4 protein-coding genes are annotated in these 2,019 nt (G+C 68.3%); all 4 read right to left on the bottom strand.

What is annotated here, in order from left to right; translation table 11 throughout:
- Positions 1 to 361 precede the first annotated feature (361 nt).
- Positions 362 to 784 carry a DUF5681 domain-containing protein gene (locus MKK69_RS14200; RefSeq protein ID WP_243968686.1) on the bottom strand — a complete coding sequence of 141 codons (423 nt, stop codon included), beginning with the start codon at positions 782 to 784 and terminating at the stop codon, positions 362 to 364.
- Positions 785 to 865: 81 nt separating this feature from the next.
- Positions 866 to 1,483, bottom strand: coding sequence for a hypothetical protein (locus MKK69_RS14205; protein ID WP_243968688.1), 618 nt, complete (start codon positions 1,481 to 1,483; stop codon positions 866 to 868).
- Positions 1,480 to 1,686, bottom strand: a complete 207-nt coding sequence (locus MKK69_RS14210) for a hypothetical protein (protein ID WP_243968690.1) — start codon at positions 1,684 to 1,686, stop codon at positions 1,480 to 1,482. Before MKK69_RS14210 ends, MKK69_RS14205 begins: the two co-directional genes overlap by 4 nt.
- The coding region (locus tag MKK69_RS14215) for a Crp/Fnr family transcriptional regulator (protein WP_243968692.1) at positions 1,683 to 2,019 on the bottom strand (337 nt) is incomplete at its 5' end. The genes MKK69_RS14215 and MKK69_RS14210, both read right to left, overlap by 4 nt.

A 2,019-nucleotide genomic window follows, 5' to 3' on the forward strand; every position in this document is an offset into this window, starting at 1 on the left:
GCTACACGTCCGTCGCGCCCCGGGCGGTCAAGCCCGAGGATAACGGCTTTGCCGGCGACAAGCTCGTGGCCCCCTGCCCCGCCACCCGCACGATCCGCAAGGCGGCGCCGGGCCAGGCGGTGACGCAGTACGAATTCGCCCCGGAGCCACGCAGGCCGTCCTCGCCACGATGCCCGCCGGCACCCGCGACGAGGTCCGCGACTACGCCAAGGCGCGCCTCGTGGCGCTCGGCTGGCCGAAGCGCTCCGGCCGCCGCCCCGCAGGGCCTGCGCCAACTCATCGCCGGACATGGCCTTGAGGGCGGGATCGGCCGCGAAGCGCTGTGCCTCGATCTTCCGGATGCGGCATTCCAGGTTGACGATCATAACAGCCCGCCCTCCTCGATCCGAGCGAGGCGTTCGGCGGGGTCCGCCGTCTTGATGTCGTTCACGTGCGCGTCGACCAGCTTCGACAGCCCGGCGGCCTCGCTGGGCGTGATCTCGCCGGCAGCCACACCCTGCATCAAGGCGTGCGTCGCCCGGGTGAGGTCTGCCGGCTTGTCGATCGGCGGCAGCGTGAAGGTGATGGGTCGGTCCCGGCGAACAGGGATGAGACGGTCTAGGCAAAGGCGCATGGCGACTGGATCGCCGTCCTTCGCCATCTCCACGGCCTTGTTGAGGATTGCCTCGGCGTCACCGTCGAGGATCTGCTCAAGGGCCTGAGTGGCGCGGCTGCGGGCGCCTTTCGGCCGGCCTGCGGGGTTGCCGCTCTGCCCCTGCTGGAAGCCTTGCCTGCCCGTCGTCATGATCCTGCTCCGTGGCCGGCTTCGGCCTCCGATCCGTTGTAGATATCAACGGGATAACAATGGTCTGGGTGGCGCCGCAGCTCAAGCACCAGCATCTGCATCTCCTTGGTGAGAGCGGCCGGCGGCCATAGTTCGGATCTGGGTAATCGCGTGTTCCGCTCGAACTTCGTCCTGCTCTTCAAGGTCCGTGCAGCATCGCCGCTCTTGGAGAAGTTGATGGATCACCTCGGCCACTGCTGCGAGGACGCGCGGTAGGCCCGCGACTTCCAGGCTCCAGCTGCCCGGCCTGACGTGCTCCAACTGGTTCCGGTAGTAGGTGAAGCGGCCGAGGTCCTTCTTCTGCTGCTGCGTCAGCACGACGGGCCGGCCCTGCATCTCCGGCTCCTTCTTCTTCTGGACACGGCGCAGCAAGGCAGAGACCGGCTGCATGTGATCAGCATCGGGAAAGGGATGATCCTCATCGTCCAGAGCGTCGAAGTAGGCTTCCCACTCGCGTTGGTGCTCCTCGATGTACGCTCCCATGCTGGCCGATCCGGCAAGCGCCGGGACCAGGATGGCGCCGAGCGCGAGATGCATCAGCGGGAGCGCGAGGAACCAGCGCTGCAGGTCGCGGGCAGCCTGCTCCGCCTCATGGGCGGCGTGCTCCAGATACAGGACGCACAGGATGCCCGGAGAACTGCGGGCGTAAGCGTCTGTCATGATCCGACCTCCTGTCCTGCTGCGGGCTCGGTGAGCATCAGGTCTCGGGCGCCCTCGGCCAACGCCTGAAGGGCGGCGACCGCGGCTTGGTTCTTGACCCGGCTGGCATCGTCCCGGACCTCAATGGTGACGGCCGAGACGAGCGCCATCTGCCGAACAGCCTCGATCCCGGCGGTGAAGGCGGCCTGCTCGCGGGGCGTCATGGCCGAGCCCTCCCGCCGGGGCCGGGGAGCAGATCAGCCCAAGCCGCGCGCAGGAGCTTCAGGAAGTAGAAGCCGAAGTCCGGGTTCTGGTAGTACAGCGCCTTGAGGTCGCAATAGGACCCGCACAGGGCCTTGCCGGGCTCCGCGCAGATCAGCAAGGCCGTGCGGGCGTTGCCCGGCGCACGCAGGCCAAGCTCGCCGACGATCCCGCCCGCCCGCACCGCGATCCCGACCTCCGGGACCCGGAAGACGCCGCTCTCGATGTAGTACATCTCGTGGGCGGGATCGCCCGCACGGAACACGGTCTCGTCCGCCCCGAAGGCCCGCTCCGTC

The sequence above is a fragment of the Methylobacterium sp. J-026 genome (genome assembly GCF_022829585.1).
Classification (GTDB): Bacteria; Pseudomonadota; Alphaproteobacteria; order Rhizobiales; family Beijerinckiaceae; genus Methylobacterium.

Bases quoted from the DNA above. Each gene is read 5' to 3' on its own strand.
- MKK69_RS14200 (WP_243968686.1), bottom strand. From the start codon at position 784: ATGACGACGGGCAGGCAAGGCTTCCAGCAGGGGCAGAGCGGCAACCCC.
- MKK69_RS14205 (WP_243968688.1), bottom strand. From the start codon at position 1,483: ATGACAGACGCTTACGCCCGCAGTTCTCCGGGCATCCTGTGCGTCCTG.
- MKK69_RS14210 (WP_243968690.1), bottom strand. From the start codon at position 1,686: ATGACGCCCCGCGAGCAGGCCGCCTTCACCGCCGGGATCGAGGCTGTT.